We start from the raw sequence: 17,842 nt of genomic DNA, 5'->3' as shown, positions 1-17,842 counted from the left end.
CTCCTGGACGGGGGAGCCGGGGTCCGTCGCGGCGGCGGCCGCCACGGCGGCGCGGCCCGTCGAGGCGTCGGGGCGGGCGTGCCAGTCGCCGCCGCGGCCCAGGTCGAAGACGCAGGCGGCCGGGACCACGGGGACCACCTGGCCGGGGCCGCCCACCGGGATGCCGCGGCCCTGTTCCTCCAGCCACGCCACCACGCCGGACGCCGCGTCGAGCCCGTACGCGCTGCCGCCCGTCAGGACGACCGCCTCGATGCGCTGCACCAGGTTCCGCGGGTCGAGCGCGTCCGTCTCCCGGGTCCCGGGCCCGCCGCCGCGTACGTCGACCGCGGTGATCACGCCGCCGTCCGGCGCGAGCACGACCGTGGTACCGGTCAGAAACCCGCCGCCGGTACGCGTGGCATGACCGACACGCAGGCCGGGGACATCGGTGAGGGCGTCATTCGAGGCATGGCCGCGGGCGTGGTCGCGGGCTTCTTCGCGGGGCGTCATGTGCCATACGTACCACGGGGTTTGGTGCCGGGTGCCGTACGACAGCCGTGGCGTGGCCGCTCCGTCAGGCCAGGGCCTTCCGCGGCGTGCCGCGCGCCGACAGCGTCACCCCGACCGCCACGGTGAGCGCCGCCACGACGCCCGCCGCGAGTACCGCCCAGTGCCCCGCGAACGTCGCGGCGAGCACCAGCAACGCGCTCACCGGCAAGGTCAGTTGCTGCGCGGCCCCGACCTTGAAGTACCGCGAGTGCAGTGCCCACACCGTCATCAGGAACACCGCCGACGGGATCGTCACGGCCGCCGACGCCGCCGCCGTGGAGATGTGCGCCTCGCCGACCGCCTGCTCGACGGCGACCTCGATGCCCGCGCCGATCGCCGCCGCGGAGGCGAAGATCAGGTAGTGGCCGTAACCCCACAGGAAAGCCTGGCGGTTGGAGCGCAGATGGGCGTGGATCGGCACCGCGAAGTAGATCCACCAGGCGGCGAACACGATGAGCAGCCCACCGGTCGCGATCGGCAGCAGCTCGCCGAGCGCGTCGTTCTCCTCGACGCCGGACTTCACGGCGATCGTCGCCGCGGAGATCGTCTCGCCGAGCACGATGATCGTGAACAGGCCGTACCGCTCGGAGATGTGGTGCGGGTGCCAGGCCGTCTGCCGGTTCCGCTCGGCGTACACCGGAACGCTCATCTCCAGGACGACCATCGCCAGGAACACCCAGTTCTGCGCGGCGTGCGGGGTGAACAGCAGCGCCAGCCAGCCGACCTGGCACAGCAGCACACCGCCCGCGTAGCGCAGCGCCACGCGCCGCTCGGCGCCGGTGCCGGACGCCGCCGCGCGCAGCCAGTGCGCCGCCATGGCTACGCGCATGATCAGGTAACCGAGCCAGACGAACGTGAAGTCGTCCTGCTGGAACGAGCGCGAGACGCCCGCGGCCAGGACCAGCACGCCCGCGATCTGCACGAGCGTGACGACCCGGTAGAGCACGTCGTCGTTGTCGTACGCGGAGGCGAACCACGTGAAGTTCATCCACGCCCACCAGATCGCGAAGAACACGCGCGCGTAGTCGACGACGCCGCTGCCCGCGTGCCCCTCGGCGACGGCGTGCACGAGCTCCACGCCGCCCTGCGCGACCGCCACGACGAAACACAGGTCGAAGAACAGCTCGAGCGACGACGCGACCCGGTGCTCCTCGTCCCGCCCCCGCTCGACCATGCGACGCAGCGGCGACCGAGACGGAGCCCCGTGCGCGGCCGCGGTCTGATCCTCGGGGTCGTGCGAGGGGCCCGGGTCGTGCGATGCGCCCCGGCCATGAGAGTCCCGAGAGCTCCGACGGTCCTGAGGGTCCTGAAGGTCCTGAAGGTCCTGAGGGTCGTGCGGTGGGTGTGGGGCGCCCGGCACGGGTGTGCCGGGCGTGTCAGGCGTCGACGTCATGCGTCCAGTCCAGCACAGGCCCTCACTCTCCGCGACGGGGAACGGGTGGCCGCGCCGTCGGGTGCCGCGGGCACCCGATCGGGTGAGGCCGCCCCCGCCCGTGCGCGGCGACGACCGCGGCCCGGGGTCCGCCGGGGGCGCGGCCGACGGCTGTGCCGTCTGCAAGCCCGTCGTCGCCGACATCCTCGGCACCCTGGCCCCCGAACTCGGCCTCACGCACATCCTGGAGGGCGAACAAGCGGCACTGCAGGACTCCAACGAGCTGTTCCTCGGCAACCTCCAGAAGGACGGCACGTACTCCGTCGTCCCCCGCGTCCCCGGCGGCGAGATCACCGCTGAACAGCTCATCGCCATCGGCGAGATCGCCCGCGACCACGGCCTCTACACGAAGATCACCGGCGGTCAGCGCATCGACCTGTTCGGCGCGAGGAAGGAGGAACTGCCCGGCATCTGGCGGCGGTTGGTGGCGGTTGGCCTGGAGTCCGGGCAGGCGTACGGCAAGTCGCTGCGGACCGTGAAGTCCTGTGTCGGCTCCAAGTTCTGCCGGTTCGGGCAGGGTGATGCGGTGCGGCTCGCCATCGACCTGGAGCTGCGCTACCGGAGCCTGCGCACCCCGCACAAGATCAAGGGTGGCGTCTCCGGGTGCCTGCGCGAGTGCGCGGAGGCGCGCGGCAAGGACATCGGGGTCATCGCCACCGCCGGCGGCTGGAACCTCTGCGTCTGCGGCAACGGTGGCACCAACCCCCGCCATGCCGACCTGCTCGCCACCGACCTGACGCGGGACGAACTCCCTCGCCTGACCGACCGGTTCCTCATGTGCCCGGGCCGCCAAGGGACCTTGGTCGCCCTGAGCAATGACCCTTTGGGGCACTGTCCTGGCGACCAATTCCTCTTACTCGCCTTTTACCCGGGCGGGAGCCTGGAGAGGCAAGGAATTCCCTCCTCACCCCCAGGAACACGCCATGAGTCCTGCCGTCAGGGATGCCACGTCCGTCGAAGGCGACGCGCGCTCCTACGACCTTCAGCAGTACCGACCCGGCCGTGCCATCACCGACTGGGAACCCGAGAACGACCTCTTCTGGAAGTCCGTCGGCAAGCGGGTCGCGACCCGCAACCTGTGGATCGCCGTGCCCGCGCTCCTCGTCGCCTTCGTGGTCTGGCAGGTGTGGAGCGTCACCGCGACGAATCTGACGGACGTCGGCTTCTCGTACAGCACCTCGCAGCTGTTCTGGCTGACCGCGGTCCCCGGCATCACCGGTGGCACCGCCCGGATCCTCTACACCTTCCTCGGCCCGCGCATCGGTCAGCGCCGCTTCACCGCGCTGTCCACGCTGGTCCTGGTGGCCCCGCTGATCTGGCTCGGCTTCGCCGTCCAGAACACCGGTACCCCGTACGGCGTGATGATCGCCATCGCCGCGCTCTGCGGCATCGGCGGCGCCAACTTCGCCTCCTCGCTGGCCAACATCGGCTTCTTCTTCCCCAAGCGGGAGAAGGGCAGCGCCACCGGCGTCAACGGCGGCCTGGGCAACCTCGGCGTCTCCGTCGTCCAGCTCCTCACCCCGATCGTCATCACCAGCTCGGTCATCGCCATCGGCTCCGCCCAGCACAAGGGCGACGGCACCCCGGTCTACCTGCAGAACGCCGCGTTCCTGTGGGTCCCGGTGCTGGTGGTCCTGGCCGCGACAGCGTGGTTCGGCCAGAACGACCTCAAGGTCGCCTCCACCCCGTTCAAGCAGCAGAAGATCATCTTCAGGCGCAAGCACAACTGGTTGATGACCTGGCTGTATGTCGGCACCTTCGGTTCGTTCATCGGTTTCGCCGCGGCCCTGCCGATGCTCATCAAGACGACGTTCACCCCGATCGACGCCGCGTACTCGGGGGCCACCTACGCCTGGATCGGCCCCGCCGTCGGCGCCCTCGCCCGCTGGGGCGGCGGCTGGATCGCCGACAAGTGGGGCGGCGCCCGCGTCACCATCATCTCGTTCGTCGGTATGGCGGGTTCGATCGTCGGTGTGATCGGCTTCCTTCCGTCCGGCGGCGACGACGGCAACTTCTGGGGCTTCCTCGCCTGCTTCTACCTGGCGTTCTTCTTCAGCGGCATCGGCAACGGCTCCACCTTCCGCCAGATCCCCGCGATCTTCCGCAACCAGCATCTGAAGGGCCTGACCGAGGGCACGCCCGAGTACACGAAGGCGCTGAAGCAGTCGGAGATGGAGTCCGGCGCCGTCACCGGCTTCACCTCGGCGATCGCCGCGTACGGCTTCTTCTTCATCCCGGCGATGTTCGCCAACTTCGCGGTGACCAGCGCCCTGTGGTGCTTCGTCGGCTTCTACGCGACGTGCGTCGTCGTCTGCTGGTGGTACTACGCCCGCAAGGGCGCCGAGTCGCCGAGCTGACGCTCGCGATGCGCAACCCGGACTTTTGGCGAAATTCTTGTGAATGCGTTCACAAGCGAACTTGGGGCGAAAGTCCCGGAGGAAACGCCAGGTCAGAGCGGTAATCCCCGCTGCGGGTGGCCCGGAAGAAGGTCCTAAGGTCCCGAACTCAGGACTATTGCGGGCCCCCGGGCCGCCGCGGCGGGAGTCCAATGAATACGTAGCAACGAACCGGTCGAACAGATGGGGAAGGTGCCGCAGATGACTGCCACTCCCGCGGAAAAGACGACGCACGGCGAGGCATGGAACGGCTTCAGGGGCGGCCTGTGGCGGGACGCGATCGACGTCCGCGACTTCGTCCAGCAGAACTACACCCCCTACGAGGGGGACGGCTCCTTCCTCGCCGGGCCGACCGAGCGGACCACCGCCGTGTGGGAGCGGCTGCTCGCCATGTTCCCGACGGAGATCGAGCGCGGCGTCCACGACGTCGACGTCACGACCCCGTCGCGGATCGACGCCTTCGGGCCCGGCTACGTCGACGGCGACGCCAGGGACCACAAGGACCTCATCGTCGGCCTGCAGACCGACGCCCCGCTCAAGCGCGCGATCATGCCCAACGGCGGCTGGCGCATGGTGGAAGGCGCCCTCGCCGCCTACGGCTACGAGGCCGACCCCGAGGTCCGCGAGATCTACACCCACCTGCGCAAGACCCACAACGACGGGGTCTTCGACGCCTACACCCCCGAGATCCGCGCCTGCCGCTCCTCCGGCATCATCACCGGCCTGCCCGACGCCTACGGACGCGGCCGCATCATCGGCGACTACCGCCGCGTCGCCCTCTACGGCGTCGACCGTCTCATCGCGGCCAAGCGGGCCGACAAGGAGAAGTTCAACGCCGAGTGGCCCAGCGAGGACGTCATCCGAGCCCGCGAGGAGATCTCCGAGCAGATCAAGGCGCTGGGCGAACTCAAGGACATGGCCATGTCGTACGGCTACGACATCTCCGGCCCGGCCACCACCGGCCGCGAGGCCGTCCAGTGGCTGTACTTCGCCTACCTCGCCGCCGTGAAGGAGCAGAACGGCGCGGCCATGTCGATCGGCCGCATCGACAACTTCCTCGACATCTACCTGCAACGCGACATCGAATCCGGCCTCATCACCGAGGAGCAGGCCCAGGAGTACATCGACGACTTCGTCATCAAGCTCCGCATCGTCCGCTTCCTGCGCACCCCCGAGTACAACGAGCTCTACTCCGGCGACCCGACCTGGGTCACCTGGTCGATGGCCGGCATCGGAACCGACGGCCGCCCGCTCGTCTCGCGCACCACCTTCCGCGCCCTGCAGACGCTCTACAACCTCGGACCGGCCCCCGAGCCGAACCTGACCGTCTTCTGGTCGCGTGAACTCCCCAGGGGATTCAAGGACTTCGCCTCCCAGGTCGCCATCGACACCTCGGCCATCCAGTTCGAGTCCGACGAGCTGATGCGCCCCAAGTACGGCGACGACACCGCCATCGCCTGCTGCGTCTCCGCGATGGCTGTCGGCAAGCAGATGCAGTTCTTCGGAGCCCGCGTCAACGTTGCCAAGGCGCTCCTGTACGCGATCAACGGCGGCCGCGACGAGAAGTCCGGCAAGGTCGTCGTCGAGGGCTTCGAGCCCGTCGAGGGCGACTACCTCGACTACGACACCGTCGCCGAGCGGTACGACGCCATGCTCGGCTGGCTCGCCAAGACGTACGTGCACGCGCTCAACGTCATCCACTACATGCACGACAAGTACGCCTACGAGCGCATCGAGATGGCCCTGCACGACCAGGAGATCCTGCGCACCATGGCATGCGGCATCGCGGGGCTCTCGGTCGCCGCCGACTCGCTCTCGGCGATCAAGCACGCGAAGGTCAAGGTGATCCGTGACGAGACGGGCCTCGCCGTCGACTACGAGATCGAGGGCGACTACCCGGCCTACGGCAACAACGACGACCGGGCCGACCATTTCGCCCGGCAGATCGTCCACGACTTCATGGAGAAGGTCCGCAGGCACCCCACCTACCGGAACGCGGTCCACACCCAGTCCGTCCTGACGATCACCTCGAACGTCGTCTACGGCAAGAAGACCGGCAACACCCCGGACGGCCGCCGCGCCGGCACCCCGTTCGCCCCCGGCGCCAACCCGATGAACGGGCGCGACGAGCACGGCTACATCGCCTCCGCGCTCTCGGTCGCCAAGCTTCCCTACGACGATGCCGAGGACGGCATCTCGCTGACCAACACGATCACCCCGGACGCCCTGGGACGCACTCCCGAGGAGCGGATCGGCAACCTCTCCGGAGTGCTCGACGGCTTCATGGCCAGCGACGGATTCCACATGAACGTCAACGTCCTCGACAAGGCGACGCTCGAGGACGCCATGGAACACCCGGAGAACTACCCGCAGCTGACCATCCGGGTCTCCGGATACGCGGTGAACTTCGTCCGCCTCACGCGCGAGCAGCAGCTCGACGTCATCAACCGCACCTTCCACGGCTCCCTGTGAGCCCCTCCTGAGCCGCGGACCCGGGGCAGGGCCCTCACCCCGGCCCCGGGCGCCGCGAACCCCCCGTCCACACCTCGTCCTTCGAGGAGCCCTGCCATGTCCGTGCTGCTCACCCGGAACCTGTGCGCGAACGAGGCCGCCACCCCGGCCGCCGCCGCGACCCACCGCCCCACCGAGGGATCGGTGCACTCCTGGGACCTGTCGACCGGTGTCGACGGGCCGGGCACACGCTTCGTGACGTTCCTCTCCGGCTGCCCGCTCACCTGCCTGTACTGCCACAACCCCGACACATGGCGGATGCGCAACGGCAAGCGCACCCCGGCCGACACCGTCGTCGCGGAGGCCGCCAAGTACACCCGGTTCATCGAGGCCGCGGGCGGCGGCGCCACCATCAGCGGCGGTGAGCCGCTCCTGCAGCCCGTCTTCGCCGGTGAGCTCCTCAACCGCTTCAAGCACGAACTGGGCCTGCACACCGCCCTGGACACCTCCGGCTTCCTGGGCGCGCGGGCGACCGACGCGCTGCTGCGCGACGTCGACCTCGTGCTGCTCGACATCAAGTCCTGGGACCGCGACACCTACCAGAAGGTCACCGGCCGCCCGCTGCGGCCCACCCTCGACTTCGCACACCGGCTCGCCGATCTCGGCAAGAACGTCTGGGTACGCTTCGTGCTCGTCCCCGGCCTGACCGACGACCCCGCCAACATCGAGGGCGTCGCCGCCTTCGCGGGCTCGCTCGGCAACGTCTCCCGGGTCGACGTGCTGCCCTTCCACAAGCTCGGCGAGGCCAAATGGCAGGCGCTCGGCAAGCCCTTCACTCTGCACGACACCCCCTCGCCCACGCGCGAGCAGGTGGCCGCCGCCAAGGCGATCTTCTCGGGGCACGGCCTCCAGGCCGTCTGACCCCCGCCGGGTCCCCCCGGCCCCCGGGCCCCGCGCGGACCCGGGCCGCTCCTTCCCGGCGACGTACCCTTGAGCCATGAGCACCGCCCCGGCCCCCGAGCCCTCCGGCGCCGAGAGGCCCGAGCCCCGGCCCCGCGACCCCGAGACCTCCCTGGTCTTCGACGACCCGCTGACGGCCCAGTCCGCCGACGACACGGACCGCGGGTGGGGCGAGCGCCCGACGACGGGCGACGGCGGCGCCGCCGACCTCGCCCGCTTCCTCGACGAGAAGCCGCCCCACCACCTGTGACGAGCGGCTACGGCTCGGTGTGACCCAAGCCGCGCTGCGCGACGAGCGCGTCGCGGATCTCCTTGAGAACCTCCAGCTCGGAGACCTCGATGACCTCCTGGGTGCCTGCGCGCGCCGCCTCCTGGTCCGCCTTCCTGGACAGGTGCTTCGACATCGGCAGCACCAGCAGGAAGTACACGATGGCCGCCACGATGAGGAACGACAGCGTGGCGCTGAGGACGGAGCCCCAGAGGATCTCGATGCCCTGGCCGTCGACGCACGGACCCTTGAAACAGGACGTGTAGCCGTCCAGGTTCTGCGTGCCGAACGCGCCGACGAGCGGGTCGATGACCCCCTTCACCACCGAGTTCACGATGTTGGTGAACGCGGCGCCGATGACCACCGCGACCGCCAGATCGATCACATTGCCGCGCATCAAGAAGGCTTTGAAGCCCTCCCACACATTCGGCTTCTTCTCGTCGCTCACCAGGAGCCCTCTCTTCATTTGAACCGCGAGTCGCGGAGGAAACGACTTCGCAACCTACGTCAACACGGGCCATAACTGTCCAATTCGGTCCCTCGATCGGGGGACTTGAGGCGGAGCGGATCACCAGACCGTCACCGCCAGCCGTGACACCGCTCCGGCTCCCGCGAGCCGCACGGCCGTGGCGTGATCGACGGCCAGGACGACCAGGGCGCCACCGGCCTGCCCCACGTCCACACCGGCTCCGGTATCCGCCCCGGCGCCGCCACCGGACACCTCGGGCACCGATTCCACCCGCGCCCGCGAGGCAAGCACCCGTGCCCCCGCCCGGCCGTCCACCCGCGCCGCCACCACGTCGACCCGGTCACCGGCCCGCAGCAGCCGCACCGCCCCCGCGTCGGCGATCCGCACCGGCGCCGACACCGTCGCGGCGCGCCCGGGAGCCCGCCCGCCCGGAGGAGACTGAGCCCGGGCATGGCCAGGGCCCGGACCGGCGGGAGCGGACGACGGGACAGCCGCGACCAGCGCCGCCGCGGCCACGGCGAGCCCCGCCGCGACGACCGGACGGCCCCGCCACCGTCCCCGGCCGGTCCGCCACCGGCCACCACGCACCCGCACGGGCGCAAAGGCGGGAACCTCGGACCGCGGGGGAACGCTGAGCGGCGCGGGAGGCGGGACGGGCGGGGAGGCGCACGGGAGGACCGGCGGCGAGACCGGCGACGAAACCGGCGGCCGGACGGGCGGGGAGGCGCACGGGGAGGGGGAAGCGGGCATGGCGGTCACCACCTGAGGGTCGGCGTGGGGTGCCGTGACACGTCGTGCCCTACGAACGTGGCCGGCGCGACAGGCGACCGGCCCGTCACACCGACCACGATCCACGCCCCGCCCGCGGCCCGCCGGGCCCCGTGGACTACCAGCCGGTTGTGAACAACTCGCTCACCCGAACGGGTAGTTCAGGCATCCGGCCGCCACCGCGCTCACGGCAGTACGATCCCCGTGTCGAGTCCCCCGAGCGCCGACCCGCACGAGCACCGCCGGTCCTCGTTCGCGGGCAGCTGCGCCACCGCGTCGAACAGCACGGTCCGCAGCCGGTCGACGTTGGCCGCGAACACCTTGAGTACTTCCTCGTGCGAGACGCCCTCGCCCGCCTCGGCGCCCGCGTCCAGATCCGTGACGAGGGTCAGCGAGGTGTAGCAGAGCTCCAGTTCACGGGCGAGGATCGCCTCGGGGTGGCCGGTCATGCCCACCACCGACCAGCCCATGGCGGCGTGCCAGCGCGACTCGGCGCGGGTGGAGAAGCGCGGCCCCTCGACCACCACCAGCGTGCCGCCGTCCACCGGCTCCCAGTCCTTGCCGCGCGCCGCCTTCAAAGCGGCCTTGCGGCCCGCGGGACAGTACGGGTCGGCGGGGGAGACGTGCACGACGTTCGGCACGCTCCCGTCCGGCAGCGGCAACCCGTCGAAATAGGTCTGCGCACGCGACTTCGTGCGGTCCACGAACTGGTCGGGCACCAGGAGGGTGCCGGGCCCGTACTCGGGCCGCAGGCCGCCCACCGCGCACGGGCCGAGCACCTGGCGCACGCCCGCCGAACGCAGCGCCCACAGGTTGGCGCGGTAGTTGATGCGGTGCGGCGGCAGGTGGTGGCCACGGCCGTGCCGGGGGAGGAAGGCGACCCGGCGCCCGGCGAGCTCGCCGAAGAACAGGGAGTCGCTGGGTGGTCCGTAAGGGGTGTCGACCTGGACCTCGGTCACGTCGTCCAGGAACGAGTAGAAGCCGGAGCCGCCGATCACGCCGATCTCGGCCTCGGGAAGGGTACGCGGGTTGGTCACCTTGGTCGCCATGGTCAGCACAGTAGCCAAGCCGGCGACGCCGAAGACCCCGCCGCCCGAGGGTGACAGGGTCTCGTAAGGTCTCGCGGTGGCCTCAGGCGGCGGACGACGTGGTGGAGCCGGAGGACGCCGACGCGCCGGACGACTTCGAGTCCGAGGAGGACGACGAGGCCGACGAAGACGACGAGGCCGACGAGGCCGAGGAGGACGACGACGCGTCCGCGGACTTCTTCGACGACGCCAGGCTGCTGCTCGACGAGGAGCCGCGGCTGTCGTTGCGGTAGAAGCCGGAGCCCTTGAAGACGATGCCGACGGCCGAGAACACCTTCTTGAGACGGCCACGGCAGCTGGGGCACTCGGTCAGGGCGTCGTCGGTGAACTTCTGCACCGCCTCGAGGCCCTCGCCGCACTCGGTGCACTGGTACTGGTAAGTCGGCACTGTGTCTTCCTCCTGGCACTCTCACTCAATGAGTGCTAACGACGCTCCATAGTGACCTATTCCGCGGGATCAGTCCACTGTCACCGGCGAGCGGTGACCGACACCACGTGCGACGGTCAGCCCCGGACGTGTCGGCGAGAGGCGCGAGCGCAGCAGGAACATGACCACCAGGGCGAGCACCGTGCCGCCCATCGGCACGAGGAATCCCGCACCGTCCCAGAAGCGGTCCTCAAGCTGTCCGGCCACCGTCACGGCGGCCGCCTGCCCCAGCGCGACGGCGCCGGTCAGCCAGGTGAAGGCCTCGGTACGCGACGTCGAGGGCACGATCTTCTCGACGAGCGTGTAGCCGGTGATCAGGGACGGCGCGATGCAGACGCCGACCAGCAGGCCGAGTCCGGCCAGGACGAGCGTGGACTGCGCCGCCCACAGCCCGGAGGCGGTCAGGGCCAGGGCCGCGTAGCCGAACAGGAGGCGGCGCTGCGGGGCGGCCTTCCAGGCGACGGCGCCGCAGACGATGCCGGAGAGCATGTTGCCCGCGGCGAAGATCCCGTACAGGACGCCGTTGAGGCCGGGCTCGCCGATCTTCTCCGTGTAGGCGGCGAGGGAGACCTGCATGCCGCCGAAGACGGCGCCGATGCCGAGGAAGGTGACGATCAGGACGCGGACGCCGGGCACCCGGAGTGCGGAGGCGTGCTCCACGCGCGCGTGCTCGTCGGCCGCCGCGGCCGCTCCGACCGGAGGCTGTGTGCCCCTCCGGGCGGCGAACAGCAGGCCGCCGACGAGAGTGAGGGTGGCCTCGGCGATCAGGCCGGCGGCCGGGCTCACGCCGGTGCACAGCGCGGTCGCCAGGAGCGGGCCGAGCACGAACGTGAACTCGTCGGTGACCGACTCGAACGCGGCGGCGGTCTGCATCAGCGGCGTGCCGCGCAGCTTCACACCCCAGCGGGCGCGCACCATGGGGCCGATCTGCGGCGTGGAGGCACCGGTGGGCACGGCGGCCACGAACAGTGTCCACACGGGCGCCCCGGTCAGCGCGAGCGTGGTCAGGGCGAGGCCCGCGGCGGCGTGCACGAGGACGCCGGGCAGCAGGACGGCCCGCTGCCCGAAGCGGTCGGCCAGCTTGCCGCCGTAGGGCGCGAACAACGCCATGGCGACGCCGGTGGTCGCGGAGACCGCGCCCGCGGTCCCGTACGAGCCGGTGGTGTGCTGTACGAGCAGCACGATGGACAGGGTGAGCATCGCGAACGGCTGGCGTGCCGCGAAGCCGGGGAGCAGGAACGTCCAGGCGCCGCGGGTGCGCAGCAGCTGTCCGTAGCCGGGGCGGGTGGTGGTCGTGGTGCCGGTGTCGGTGACCGTGGCAGGCACGGCCCTCGCCTTTCTGCCGCCTGGTAGCGCGTCACCTGGGGTGTGGTGAGCGCCGAGAGCCGTCCTCTTGCGCCGGGAACCGAGTGATACCTGCGGTCCGCGCCGGGGGAGGTGCCCTGGCCACGCAGGTCGGCGAGGCGACGCTGCACGGGGACCGCGGCCGCTTTGCGGTCGCGCCGGCTCTACATCAGGCAGAGTCGGTGAATCAGTGGATCGGTGGATCAGTGGATCTTCGGTCTGCGGATCCATGGAGGTGCAGACGTTTGATCTACGGATCCATGGTACTGCGGGATACGCGCCATGCTACCGGTCAGCCGACCCTCCCGTGCCCAGCCAGCCGGCCAGCTTGCCGCCCTCGGCGACGGCCCGCAGTCGTGCCTCGGCCGCGTCGCGCACGGGGTCGGTGGTGACGACCAGGAGTTCGTCGCCGCGCCGCAGCACCGTGGTGGGGCTGGGCACGAAGGACGTGCCCTCGCGGACGACGAGGGTGACGGCGGCACCCTTGGGCAGCCGCAGCTCGCCGACCTCCACGCCGTGCATGCGGGAACCGGTCGGGACGGAGACGGAGAGCAGATGGCCGCGCAGCCGCTCCAGCGGGGCCGATTCGATGCCCAGGTCGGCGGCCTCGGACGCGTCACCGAGGCGCAGCGTGCGGGCCAGCCACGGCAGCGTGGGTCCTTGGACGAGCGTGTAGACGACGACCAGGACGAAGACGATGTTGAAGATCCGCTGGCTGTCGGCGATGCCGGTCACCATGGGGATGGTCGCCAGGATGATGGGTACGGCGCCGCGCAGTCCCGCCCAGGACATGAGGGTCTTCTCCTGCCACGGTATGCGGAAGGGCAGGAGGCTCACGAAGACCTCCAGGGGGCGCGCGACGACGGTCAGGACGAGCCCGATGAGGAGCGCGGGCACGAAGTCGGCGGCCAGTTCGTGGGGTGTGACGAGCAGGCCGAGCAGGACGAACATGCCGATCTGGGCGATCCAGCCGAGCCCCTCGGCGAAGCCGCGGGTGGCGGGCCAGTGCGGCAGCTTGGCGTTGCCCAGCACCATGGCGGCCAGGTAGACGGCGAGGAAGCCGCTGCCCTCGGCCATGGCGCCTGCCGCGTAGGCGACGGTGGCGATGGCCATCACGGCGATCGGGTAGAGGCCGGAGGCGGGCAGGGCGACATGGCGCAGCCCGTAGGAGCCGAGCAGGCCGACCGCGAGCCCGGTGGCGGCGCCGATCGCCAGTTCCAGGGCTATCTTTCCGAGCAGCACGTACCACTGCTCGATGGGGCCCGTGGTGGAGAACGCGACGACGAGGATGACGACCGGGGCGTCGTTGAAGCCGGACTCGGCCTCCAGGACGCCCGTCACGCGCGCGGGGAGCGGAACCTTGCGCAGTACGGAGAAGACGGCCGCGGCGTCCGTGGAGGAGACGACCGCGCCGATGATGAGGGACTGCCGCCATTCGAGGCCCACCAGGTAGTGCGCTCCCGCCGCCGTCACCCCGACGCTGACCGCGACTCCTACGAGCGACAGTGCGGCGGCGGCCGGAAGCGCCGGTTTGATCTCCTTCCACTTCGTGCCCAGGCCGCCTTCGGCCAGGATCACGACGAGCGCGGCGTAGCCGATGACCTGGGTCAGCTCGGCGTTGTCGAAGGAGATGTTGCCGATCCCGTCCTGGCCCATGGCGACGCCGATGCCCAGGTAGAGGAGCAGGCTCGGCAGCCCGCTGCGCGAGGACACGCGCACCGCGGCGACCGCGACGAGCAGCACGAGTGCGCCGACGAGCAGGAGCTGGTTGAGGTGGTGGACAGTCAGGGGCGTTCCTTTCGCGCGGGGCTCGCCGTGGGGGGAGTTACTTCGTTACCTTACCTAATCGTTGACGTTTTCTTGACGAACGGACCATCGCATCGAACTTCCGTTCGCGCACGCTTTCTGACTCCGCGTCCGGGCCCGCTTCCCGCGGCTCGTATGGTTGCTCCAGCCAGCCGCTAGCGAAGGACAGCAAGGATCGCGATGCCCTCCACTACGAACGCCTCTTCCGGCGCCAGGTCCGGCAAGAAGAAGGGACGCCGAGCCCGACTGCTCGTGATCGTCCTCGTGCTGGCCGTCATCGCGGGCATCGGATACGGCGCCTACTGGAGCGTCGACAGCGTGCGCGCCTCTCTGCCGCAGACCACGGGCTCGATCAAGCTCGACGGGCTCGACGGGCCCGTGCAGGTCAAGCGGGACGGCTACGGCATCCCGCAGATCTACGCCTCCTCGGACGAGGACCTGTTCATGGCGCAGGGCTTCGTGCAGGCGCAGGACCGCTTCTACGAGATGGACGTGCGCCGCCATACGACCTCCGGTCGGCTCTCCGAGATGTTCGGCAAGAGCCAGGTCAAGACCGATGAATTCCTGCGCACCCTGGGCTGGCACCGCGTGGCGCAGCAGGAGTACGACTCCAAGCTCTCGCCGGAGACCAAGAAGTACCTCCAGGCGTACGCCAAGGGGGTCAACGCCTACCTGGCGGGCAAGAGCGGCAAGCAGATCTCGGCCGAGTACGTCGCGCTCGGCTTCAAGAACGACTACAAGCCGCAGAAGTGGACCCCGGTCGACTCGGTGGCCTGGCTCAAGGCGATGGCCTGGGACCTGCGCGGCAACATGCAGGACGAGATCGACCGCTCCCTGATGACGAGCCGCCTGAGCGCGAAGCAGATCGCCGACCTCTACCCGGCCTACCCCTACAAGCGGAACAAGCCCATCGTCCAGGAGGGCGCCTACTCCAGCGCCACGGGCACGTACGAGGACGGCTCCGCGGGCTCCTCCGGCGCGACCACGCGGACGGCCGCGGGCACCGGCCTGGCGGGCGGCACGACGGCCTCCGGCGACCTGCAGAGCCAGCTCGGCGGCCTGGCCGACGTCCTGGACCAGATCCCGTCCTCCGCGGGCCTGGGGCCCAACGGGCACGGCATCGGCTCGAACTCCTGGGTGGTCTCCGGCAGGTACACGATCACCGGCAAACCGCTGCTGGCCAACGACCCGCACCTGGCGCCCCAGCTGCCGTCCGTCTGGTACCAGATGGGCCTGCACTGCACGACCGTCTCCAGCAAGTGCCAGTACGACGTCTCGGGCTACACGTTCGCCGGGATGCCCGGCGTGATCATCGGCCACAACCAGAACATCTCCTGGGGCCTGACCAACTCGGGTGTCGACGTCACCGATCTCTACCTGGAGAAGATCAGCGACGACGGCTACCAGTACGACGGCGAGACCAAGCCCTTCACGACGCGCCAGGAGGTCATCAAGGTCGCCGGGGGCGGCTCCAAGACCATCACGGTCCGCGAGACCAACAACGGTCCGCTGCTGTCCGACCGGGACGACGAGCTCCTCAAGGTCGGCAAGAAGGCCCCGGTGACCTCCCCGGCCCCCGACCGCGGCGACGGCTACGGCATCGCGCTGCGCTGGACCGCGCTCGACCCCGGCAACACCATGGACGCCGTTTTCGGGTTCGACAAGGCGTCGAACTGGAGCGAGTTCCGCGAGGCCGCCAAGGACTTCCAGGTGCCCTCGCAGAACCTCACGTACGCCGACACCAAGGGCAACATCGGCTACCAGCTGCCCGGCCGCATCCCGATCCGCGCCAAGGGCGACGACGGTTCGCTGCCGGCGCCGGGCTGGGACTCGAAGTACCGGTGGACCGGCCACTACATCCCGCAGGCGGCGCTGCCCTACGAGTTCAACCCGAAGCGCGGCTACATCGTCACCGCCAACCAGGCCGTGATCAACCCGGACAGGTACCCGTACACGCTCACCACGGACTGGGACTACGGCACCCGGAGCCAGCGCATCACCGACCTGATCCAGTCGAAGATCAAGGACGGCGGCAAGATCTCCACCGACGACATGCGGATGATGCAGATGGACAACAGCAGCGAGATCGCCAAGCTGCTCGTGCCCAAGCTGCTCAAGATCGACATCAAGGACAAGAACGTCCGCGAGGCGCAGCAGCTCCTGGAGAACTGGGACTACACCCAGACCCCGGACTCCGCCGCCGCCGCGTACTTCAACTCGGTGTGGCGCAACATCCTCAAGCTCGCCTTCGGGAACAAGCTCCCCAAGGAGTTGCGGGTCAAGGGGCAGTGCCTGTACGTCAAGCCCGTCGACGACACCGGCCCGGCCGACGAGGGCCGCAAGGTGCGCGAGTGCGGTGAGCGGGACGGCGACTCGGCGCAGCCGGACGGCGGCGACCGCTGGTTCGAGGTGGTCCGAAGGATCATCGACGACCAGCACAGCGACTGGTGGAAGGCTCCGGCGACCCGCACCGACGCCGCCACCCACAACCGTGACCAGCTCTTCGCCCGCGCCATGAAGGACGCCCGCTGGGACGTGACGGCGAAGCTCGGCAAGGACATCGACACGTGGAGCTGGGGCCGCCTGCACAAGCTGGAGCTGAAGAACCAGACGCTCGGCACCGAGGGTCCGGGCTGGCTGCAGTACGTGCTCAACCGCGGCCCGTGGAAGCTGGGCGGCGGCGAGGCGGCCGTCGACGCCACCGGGTGGAACGCGGCCGGTGGGTACGGCGTGAACTGGGTGCCGTCGATGCGGATGGTCGTCAACCTGGCCGACCTGGACAAGTCCAAGTGGATCAACCTGACGGGGGCGTCGGGCCACACCTTCAGTTCGCACTACACGGACCAGACCGGCAAGTGGATCAAGGGTGATCTGCTGCCGTGGCACTACTCGAAGAAGGCCGTCGACGACTCGACGGCGGACACGTTGACCCTGCGGCCGTAGGGCCCCGAGGGCCGTAGCCGTACAAGGGTTGGGGCGCTCCACGCACGCGTGCGGCGCCCCAACCCCCGTACGCCTTGCGTGCCTTGCACGCCTTGTGCGTCCGGCACGTCCCTGGGCGCGCTCTACGCGTCCCCGACGACGAAGTGGCGTACGCCCGACGGCGTCACGACCGCGTCCACGGGCTTGTCGTGCTCCTCCGCGGGGACGCGGTCCACGACCTCGCCGTCGTGCAGCAGCACCACGAGCGCGGGGTCCGTACCGGCCCGCTCAAGGCGCGCGAGCACCCTGTCGTACGAGCCCCCGCCCCGCCCGAGCCGCATCCCGCGCCCGTCCACGGCGAGCCCCGGCAGCAGCACGGCGTCGGCCGTGAGGACCGCGTCGGCGCCGAGCCGCTCGCCGCCGGGTTCCAACAGGGCGATCTTCCCCGGGTGGTGCACCTCGACGAGCGAGCCGGGCCCGTCGTACTCCGCCCAGTCCAGGTCGTTGTCGGCCAGAAGCACCGGCAGCAGGACCCGCGTCCCGCGCGCGCGGAGCGCGTCCAGCAGCGGTCCCGTGCCCGGCTCGCCGCCCACGGAGACGTACGCCGCGACGGTCCGCGCGCGGGCCAGCTCGCCCAGTTCGAGGGCCCGCTCGGCGAGGGCCCGCGCCATCGCCTGCACGTCACCTTCCGGCAACGCGTTCCTCACCGCGAGGAACTCCCGCCGCAATGTGCGTTTGTCAGGGTGGCCGCCGCGCGGTTCACGCGTGTGCTGGATCATGGCTGGTTCACAAACCTCTCCTATGTGATGCGTCTGTGCGCCATCAAAGCGGACCCACAGATTCCGCCCAAAGGCGCCGGTTATGGTGACGGACATGACTGACTCGCACACCAGGATCACCAAGGCTGTCATTCCCGCGGCGGGCCTTGGCACGCGGTTCTTGCCGGCGACGAAGGCGACTCCGAAGGAGATGCTGCCGGTGGT

At 70.2% G+C, this 17,842-nt stretch carries 14 protein-coding genes and 2 pseudogenes; 7 read left to right on the top strand and 9 right to left on the bottom strand.

The window, feature by feature from the left end; translation table 11 throughout:
• Window positions 1-489, bottom strand: a 489-nt coding sequence (locus tag OFY01_RS04575) for a P1 family peptidase (protein ID WP_266596533.1), incomplete at its 3' end; no start/stop codon positions are given.
• Window positions 490-553: 64 nt separating this feature from the next.
• Complete coding sequence (locus tag OFY01_RS04570; protein ID WP_266596531.1) at window positions 554-1,702, bottom strand: low temperature requirement protein A; 1,149 nt, start codon at window positions 1,700-1,702, stop codon at window positions 554-556.
• Window positions 1,703-2,045: 343 nt separating this feature from the next.
• Here OFY01_RS04570 and OFY01_RS04565 point away from each other — a divergent pair.
• The 5 genes and pseudogenes from OFY01_RS04565 to OFY01_RS04545 all read left to right on the top strand — a co-directional run.
• A pseudogene (locus OFY01_RS04565) lies at window positions 2,046-2,756 on the top strand (nitrite reductase large subunit NirB); the annotation flags it as partial.
• A 127-nt stretch (window positions 2,757-2,883) separates the two neighbouring features.
• The gene (locus OFY01_RS04560) at window positions 2,884-4,317 is read left to right on the top strand and encodes an MFS transporter (protein WP_266596529.1); all 1,434 of its coding nucleotides are present in this window, start codon (window positions 2,884-2,886) and stop codon (window positions 4,315-4,317) included.
• A gap of 240 nt (window positions 4,318-4,557) precedes the next feature.
• Complete coding sequence (pflB, locus tag OFY01_RS04555; protein ID WP_266596528.1) at window positions 4,558-6,828, top strand: formate C-acetyltransferase; 2,271 nt, start codon at window positions 4,558-4,560, stop codon at window positions 6,826-6,828.
• Window positions 6,829-6,924: 96 nt separating this feature from the next.
• Complete coding sequence (pflA, locus tag OFY01_RS04550; protein WP_266596527.1) at window positions 6,925-7,728, top strand: pyruvate formate-lyase-activating protein; 804 nt, start codon at window positions 6,925-6,927, stop codon at window positions 7,726-7,728.
• A gap of 76 nt (window positions 7,729-7,804) precedes the next feature.
• Window positions 7,805-8,017: a hypothetical protein gene (locus tag OFY01_RS04545; protein WP_266596525.1), complete on the top strand. Its 213-nt coding sequence runs from the start codon at window positions 7,805-7,807 to the stop codon at window positions 8,015-8,017.
• A gap of 7 nt (window positions 8,018-8,024) precedes the next feature.
• On the opposite strand, the gene mscL is transcribed toward OFY01_RS04545, so the two are convergent.
• From mscL to OFY01_RS04515, 6 genes are all read right to left on the bottom strand, one after another.
• Window positions 8,025-8,501 (bottom strand): large conductance mechanosensitive channel protein MscL, encoded by a 477-nt coding sequence (gene mscL / locus OFY01_RS04540; protein ID WP_407700277.1) that lies wholly within the window; start codon window positions 8,499-8,501, stop codon window positions 8,025-8,027.
• A gap of 102 nt (window positions 8,502-8,603) precedes the next feature.
• Window positions 8,604-8,891, bottom strand: a complete 288-nt coding sequence (locus OFY01_RS32360; protein WP_323135474.1) for a hypothetical protein — start codon at window positions 8,889-8,891, stop codon at window positions 8,604-8,606.
• Between the two features lie 566 nt (window positions 8,892-9,457).
• The gene (locus OFY01_RS04530) at window positions 9,458-10,321 is read right to left on the bottom strand and encodes an S-methyl-5'-thioadenosine phosphorylase (RefSeq protein WP_266596520.1); all 864 of its coding nucleotides are present in this window, start codon (window positions 10,319-10,321) and stop codon (window positions 9,458-9,460) included.
• Between the two features lie 82 nt (window positions 10,322-10,403).
• Window positions 10,404-10,748: an FmdB family zinc ribbon protein gene (locus OFY01_RS04525; protein ID WP_266596518.1), complete on the bottom strand. Its 345-nt coding sequence runs from the start codon at window positions 10,746-10,748 to the stop codon at window positions 10,404-10,406.
• Window positions 10,749-10,817: 69 nt separating this feature from the next.
• Window positions 10,818-12,113, bottom strand: a complete 1,296-nt coding sequence (locus OFY01_RS04520) for an MFS transporter (protein WP_266596516.1) — start codon at window positions 12,111-12,113, stop codon at window positions 10,818-10,820.
• Window positions 12,114-12,416: 303 nt separating this feature from the next.
• Window positions 12,417-13,919: a potassium/proton antiporter gene (locus tag OFY01_RS04515; protein WP_407700278.1), complete on the bottom strand. Its 1,503-nt coding sequence runs from the start codon at window positions 13,917-13,919 to the stop codon at window positions 12,417-12,419.
• Window positions 13,920-14,117: 198 nt separating this feature from the next.
• Between OFY01_RS04515 and OFY01_RS04510 the strand changes: the two genes are divergently transcribed.
• Entirely contained in the window at window positions 14,118-16,880 is a 2,763-nt protein-coding gene (locus tag OFY01_RS04510; RefSeq protein WP_266596512.1) for a penicillin acylase family protein, read from the top strand.
• 122 nt (window positions 16,881-17,002) lie between these two features.
• Here OFY01_RS04510 and OFY01_RS04505 read toward each other — a convergent pair whose 3' ends face one another.
• A complete protein-coding gene (locus OFY01_RS04505; protein WP_266596510.1) occupies window positions 17,003-17,638 on the bottom strand; it encodes a 5-formyltetrahydrofolate cyclo-ligase in 636 nt (211 codons plus the stop codon).
• Between the two features lie 94 nt (window positions 17,639-17,732).
• On the opposite strand from OFY01_RS04505, the pseudogene OFY01_RS04500 reads away from it, so the two are divergent.
• A pseudogene (locus tag OFY01_RS04500) lies at window positions 17,733-17,842 on the top strand (UTP--glucose-1-phosphate uridylyltransferase); the annotation flags it as partial.

The organism is Streptomyces beihaiensis, from assembly GCF_026274175.1.
Taxonomy (GTDB): Bacteria; Actinomycetota; Actinomycetes; order Streptomycetales; family Streptomycetaceae; genus Streptomyces; species Streptomyces beihaiensis.
The sequence above is the reverse complement of the archived record's forward strand: the minus strand, read 5'-3'. Positions and strand labels throughout refer to the sequence as shown.